Annotated in this window: 7 protein-coding genes and 1 rRNA gene; 5 read left to right on the forward strand and 3 right to left on the reverse strand. The window is 70.6% G+C overall.

All coding sequences use genetic code 11. The features are described 5' to 3' along the window. Positions 1 to 1138, forward strand: a 1138-nt coding sequence (locus tag BJF79_RS30580; protein WP_143220426.1) for an ABC transporter permease, incomplete at its 5' end; no start/stop codon positions are given. A gap of 76 nt (positions 1139 to 1214) precedes the next feature. Continuing rightward, positions 1215 to 2426 (forward strand): pyridoxal phosphate-dependent aminotransferase, encoded by a 1212-nt coding sequence (locus BJF79_RS30585; protein WP_075902636.1) that lies wholly within the window; start codon positions 1215 to 1217, stop codon positions 2424 to 2426. A 71-nt stretch (positions 2427 to 2497) separates the two neighbouring features. On the opposite strand, the gene BJF79_RS30590 is transcribed toward BJF79_RS30585, so the two are convergent. Then, entirely contained in the window at positions 2498 to 2683 is a 186-nt protein-coding gene (locus BJF79_RS30590) for a hypothetical protein (RefSeq protein ID WP_075902630.1), read from the reverse strand. Positions 2684 to 2825: 142 nt separating this feature from the next. Beyond that, a complete protein-coding gene (locus tag BJF79_RS30595) occupies positions 2826 to 3740 on the reverse strand; it encodes an NADP-dependent oxidoreductase (protein ID WP_075902632.1) in 915 nt (304 codons plus the stop codon). 168 nt (positions 3741 to 3908) lie between these two features. On the opposite strand from BJF79_RS30595, the gene BJF79_RS62265 reads away from it, so the two are divergent. The 3 genes from BJF79_RS62265 to BJF79_RS30605 all read left to right on the forward strand — a co-directional run bounded on the left by BJF79_RS62265 (position 3909) and on the right by BJF79_RS30605 (position 5403). Continuing rightward, positions 3909 to 4340: a hypothetical protein gene (locus BJF79_RS62265; protein WP_262402769.1), complete on the forward strand. Its 432-nt coding sequence runs from the start codon at positions 3909 to 3911 to the stop codon at positions 4338 to 4340. Then, a complete protein-coding gene (locus BJF79_RS62270) occupies positions 4289 to 4615 on the forward strand; it encodes a hypothetical protein (RefSeq protein ID WP_262402770.1) in 327 nt (108 codons plus the stop codon). The genes BJF79_RS62265 and BJF79_RS62270 overlap by 52 nt, the downstream gene beginning before the upstream one ends. Positions 4616 to 4773: 158 nt before the next feature. After that, complete coding sequence (locus BJF79_RS30605; protein ID WP_262402771.1) at positions 4774 to 5403, forward strand: hypothetical protein; 630 nt, start codon at positions 4774 to 4776, stop codon at positions 5401 to 5403. Between the two features lie 25 nt (positions 5404 to 5428). Here the strand turns inward: BJF79_RS30605 and rrf are convergent. Beyond that, a 5S ribosomal RNA gene (rrf, locus tag BJF79_RS30610) occupies positions 5429 to 5505 on the reverse strand; the annotation flags it as partial.

A 5505-nucleotide genomic window follows, 5' to 3' on the forward strand; every position in this document is an offset into this window, starting at 1 on the left:
CCGCCGCCGTCGGCGACCGGCGCGCGGCTGCGCCGCGTCCCGGGCGCGCTCGCCCGCGCCAACGCCGTCCCGCAGCCCCCGCCGGACGGCCGGTGCCGCGACCGCGCTGATGATCGGCGTCGGGGTCGTGACCTTCTGCACGGTGTTCGTCGGCTCACTGGGCGCGTCCCTCGAACGCGGCGTCGCCGGATCGTTCGACGGCCGGTTCGTCGTCGACGCGGGCGGCAACGAGACCGGCGGATTCGGCACCCGCCTCGTCGAGGAGGCCGCCGCGCTGCCGCAGACCGGGAACGTCGCGGGGCTCGGCACCGGCACCGTCCGGATGGGCGGCCGGGTCGCGACCGTGAGCGTCGCCGACCCGTCCGCGCTCGGCCGCGTCCTGGACCTGGACGTCACGCAGGGGAACCTCGCGGACCCGCGCACGTTCGCCGTGTCGCGAGACGCCGCGGAGGACAACGGGTGGCGTACCGGTTCGAAGGTCCCCGTGACGTTCGCCGACGGCACCGCGCGGACCCTCACCGTCGGCGCCGTCTACACCGCCACCGACCTCGCCGGAGACCACATCGTCCCCCGGACCGTGTGGGACGCGCACGGCGGCCGTCCCCTCACCCGCACGGCGTTCGTCGATCTCGCGCCCGGAGTGCGGGCGGCCGACGCCCGCCGCGCCCTCACCGAACTCGCCGGACGGTACGGCGCGCCGGACGTCCGGACGCGCGACGAGTTCGTGTCGTCGCGCACCGAGCAGGCGCGCGCCTTCCTCCCCGTGATCTACGGGATGCTCGGCCTCGCGATCGTCGTCGCGCTCCTCGGCATCGCCAACACGCTGTCGCTCGCGGTGCACGAGCGGACCCGGGAACTGGGTCTGCTCCGCGCGGTCGGCGCCACCCGCGCGCAGGTCAGGTCGATCGTCCGCTGGGAATCGGTGATCGTCGCACTGTTCGGCACCGCCGGTGGCCTGCTGCTCGGGGTGTTCATCGGCTGGGGCCTCGGCGGCGCGCTCGGCAACCCGTTCGCGCCCCCGGCCCTCCCGCTGGCGGTGATCGCGCCGGTCGGGGCCGTCGCCGGGACGCTCGCCGCGGTCCGCCCGCGCCGCCGCGCCGCACGCGCCGCCGTCCTGACCGCCGTGGCCGCGCAGTGACCGGGCCCGACATCGCACGCCGGGGACGTGCCCCCGGCGTGCGAATACCCGGCCCCCGCGCGGATATGGTGTGTCCATGCAGGTCAACCAGTCGGGCAAATTGACCAACGTCTGTTACGACATCCGGGGGCCGGTGCTCAAGCGCGCCAAGCAGCTGGAGGCCGAGGGGCACCGCATCCTCAAGCTCAACATCGGCAACCCGGCCCCGTTCGGTTTCGAGGCGCCGCCGGAACTGCTCCAGGACATGATCCGCAACCTGCCGGACGCGCACGGCTACAGCGACTCCAAGGGCATCCTCGCCGCCCGCCGCGCCGTCGTGCAGCGGTTCGAGGAGAACGGCGTCGCCGGTGTGGACGTCGAGGACGTCTACCTCGGCAACGGCGTGTCCGAGCTGATCGTGATGACGCTGCAGGCGCTGCTCAACAACGGCGACGAGGTCCTCATCCCGGCCCCCGACTACCCGCTGTGGACGGCGTCCGCGTCGCTGTGCGGGGGCACGCCCGTCCACTACCTGTGCGACGAGAACGCCGACTGGGCGCCCGACACCGCCGACATCGAAGCGAAGATCACCGAACGCACCCGCGCGATCGTGCTGATCAACCCGAACAACCCGACCGGCGCCGTCTACCCCCGCGAGGTGCTGACCCGCATCGCCGAGATCGCCCGCCTGCACAACCTGATCGTCTTCGCGGACGAGATCTACGACCGGATCCTGTACGACGACACCGAGCACGTCCCCATCGCGTCCCTGGCCCCCGACCTGCTGTGCCTGACCTTCGGCGGCCTGTCCAAGAACTACCGCGTCGCCGGGTTCCGCTCCGGCTGGGTGGTCCTGTCCGGCCCGAAGGAGCACGCCGAGTCCTACATCGAGGGCCTCGACATCCTCGCGAACATGCGGCTGTGCCCGAACGTCCCCGGCCAGCACGCCATCCAGGCCGCGCTCGGCGGCTACCAGAGCATTGACGACCTGGTCCTGCCCACCGGCCGCCTCGGCGAGCAGCGCGACCGCGCCTGGAAACTGCTCAACGACCTGCCCGGCGTGTCGTGCGTCCAGCCGAAGGGCGCCCTGTACGTCTTCCCGCGCCTGGACCCGGCCATGTACCCCATCGAGGACGACATGCGCTTCGCCCTCGACCTGCTGGAGCAGCAGAAGCTCCTCGTCGTCCAGGGAACCGGGTTCAACTGGCCGACCACCGACCACTTCCGCGTCGTCACGCTCCAGTACGCCGACGACCTGGAGGAGTCGATCAGCCGCATCGGCGCGTTCCTGGACGCCTACCGCCGCTGACCGGACCGCCCACGTCGAGTCCCAAGCCCCATTCCGGCGGTTCGCCCACCCCGGCCGAGCCCACCACTCGGTCATCGCCCACCCATGTCGTGCCGTCCGGCGGGGCGGACCTCGCCGTACGGGACCACGGCGGCGGCCGCACCGTGGACGATCGGCGGCTCATCGTGCCGCGCCTCGCCGGAGCGGGCCTGCGAGTCGTCACCGCCGTCGAGGCGACGACGCCGCTGCTGCCGGTCGTCGACGTCCCCACCGACCACGACGCTGCACCTAGAGGCCCCGGACGGGGTCGCCGAACTGATCGTCGAGGGGCTGCGCCCCACGGACGGCGAAAGATGCGCGCAGGTCGCCGACCGGCATGCGGCGGCGCCGGAGGCGCGGATCCAACGGCCCTCGCACCGCTCAGTCCATGATCAGCACCGTTTTTCCGCGCCCGTGCCCGGTCGCGACCTGCCGGTGGGCGTCCGCCGCCCGCGACCACGAGTGGACGCCCCGCACGTGCAGGTCCAGCCTGCCCTCCTCGTAGTACCGGACGGCCGCCGCGACCCGCGCGATCGTCCGCTTCTCCCGCGACACGACCCGCACCCCCAGTTCGCCGGCGCGGCCGTGCTCCACGAGGGTGACGATGCGACCGCGATCCTTCACCAGCTCCAGGGACACCGCGAGGGCGTCACCGCCCGCACCGTCCAGCGCGGCGTCCACCCCGCCCGGCGCCGCCTCGCGCACCCGCTCCGCCAGCCCCTCCCCGTACCGGACGGGGATCGCACCGAGCGTCCGCAGGTATTCGTGGTTGCCCTCGCTCGCGGTACCGACGACCGTCGCCCCGGCGATCCTGGCCAGCTGAACCGCCACGGCACCGACGCCGCCCGCAGCAGCGTGCACCAGCACCGTGTCCCCGTCGCCGACCCGCATGTCTTCGAGCGCTATGTGCGGCGTCATGATCGCCGCCGGGAACGCCCCCGCGACTTCCCACGGCATCCCCGCGGGCTTGCGAGTGACCTGTGTGACCGGCACGACGACGAACTCCGCGTAGCAGCCGAGCATGGAGAAGCCGATCACCTCGTCCCCCACCGCGACATCGGTCACCCCGTCGCCGACCTCGTCCACCGACCCCGCGAACTCGTTCCCCGGAACCGTGCCCGCGCCCGAGGCCGCACCCGGCGGCGTGTATCCCGCGCGAACCGCGAGATCGATCGGCTGCACACCCGCCGTCCGCACCCGCACCCGCACGTCCCCCGGTCCCGCGTGCGGAGTCGGCGCCTCCGAGATCCGCAGAACCTCGGGCCCACCGGGCTCGACGGCGGCAACGACCTTCATGATGATCTCCCTTTCGCGGCAACGTCCCAACGCTAAAACCTCGACCAAACCTGAGGTCAATCGCAGGCATCGACCTTGGTCGATGCGGAACTGGCCCTAAGTCCGTCGCGGCCCGGCATACCAAGCCACGAATCTTGATGTAGACCGGCGCAAGAGGAGAGCAGAGGCGTGCAGAAGAGAACCCAGCGAAACCCGAAGAGCGACCGGCTCACCGTGCTCAGGGAACCGGCTTGGCGCACCGCGTGCGTCTATGCCGTCTGCGTGCCGGTCGGGGCAGCGCTGGGCCTCCTCGCCGGCCCCCTGGCCGACCGGCTTGTCGCACTGCCCTGGGCACCGATGCAGGGCCCGGCCGAACTCGTCGCCTCGATCCCCGCCCCCTGGCTGCTCGCCGCCGGTGCGCTGGCGGGGCTGGCTCTCGCGCTCATCGCGCACTACGAGCAACTGGCGATCCGCCTGTCGGCGACCGCGTCACGCTCACCCGCAAGGGCCGTGAACAATCGTTCGCCCGAACCGACATCGCACTGGTCTTCCAAGACGACAAGCGCCTCGTGCTGCTCGGCCACGCGGGCGGCGAACTCTACCGTCAGGAGTGCGACCTGAGCTTCCGCCGCGTCGCCGAAGCCTTCACCGAGCACGGCTACCTGTGGGCGGACGCCGACCCGCACAAAAACGAGTACCGCCGCTGGGTCCCCGACCTTCCCGACCTCCCGAGAGGCGCGAACGCCCTCCTCAAGGCCCGTCAGAAGCCGTTGAAGGAGAAGGGCTCGGACGCCGAAGACGTCCGCGAACTCCGCGACGAACTGGCCCGCCTGGGCGTCGTCGTACGGGACCAGAAGCGGCGCCAGTACGTCCGAACCCTCCCGACAACGGACTGAAGATACAGACACGAAAAGGGTGCAGCGCGAACGCAGCGTGCCTTTGTCGGAGCACGCTTGTGGGATGCCCGTTATCCGGTTAGATGCTGCATGTGACTGCTCATAACGTTGCTCGATCGCTGCCCGACATCGATCGGCTGCGAGACCTGTGCCGATCGATGTCCGTGCTGGAGGCGATACTGAGCCCCAACTGGGAGAGCCGGTACCACTCTTTCTCCGCGGACTGGTCGCCGGAGGAGGAGGTGGCCTCGATGAGCAACGGCTCGGGCGACGAATACTCGATCGTCTTCTCGGCGGCCGGTGCCTATGTTCGCGGGTTCGCTCATGAGTCGATGATGAGCCCGTATCTGAACGACGACCCGTGGCCGGGTGTCCTGGACTCGGTTCCGAACGTCTTCGAGTCGTGCGTCCAGGAGCCCGCCTTCTGTGACGAGACCGGGATACCCATGGTCACCGCGTGCCTATGGCGCGAGACCGCCGACGACCGCTGGCACGCGGGCGAGATCGACTACCCCGACGGCGAGGAGGATCCCGATGGAGCAGCCGGCCTCTTCGGGTTGCTCATCGATCCGACCCCTGAGGCATTCCGGCGCTTCGCCGAGGACTACTACGAGGTCGCGGTCGACCTGGAGGCGGTGCGTCACATCTACGCGTTGCGCCCGTTGACCGAACGTGTGGTAACCACGCTGAATCCAGAAGTCACCTTGGCTGATCTGGCCGAGGACCTGGACACGCCCGGTATCACGTCGAACTCGGCAACAGCTGAAATGAGAAAGGCCCCGCCGTAAACGGCGGGGCCTTCCTGCAAAAAAAGTCCGGCGGCGTCCTACTCTCCCACACAGTCTCCCATGCAGTACCATCGGCGCTGAGAGGCTTAACTACCGGGTTCG

The sequence above is a fragment of the Actinomadura sp. CNU-125 genome (genome assembly GCF_001942465.1).
Classification (GTDB): Bacteria; Actinomycetota; Actinomycetes; order Streptosporangiales; family Streptosporangiaceae; genus Spirillospora.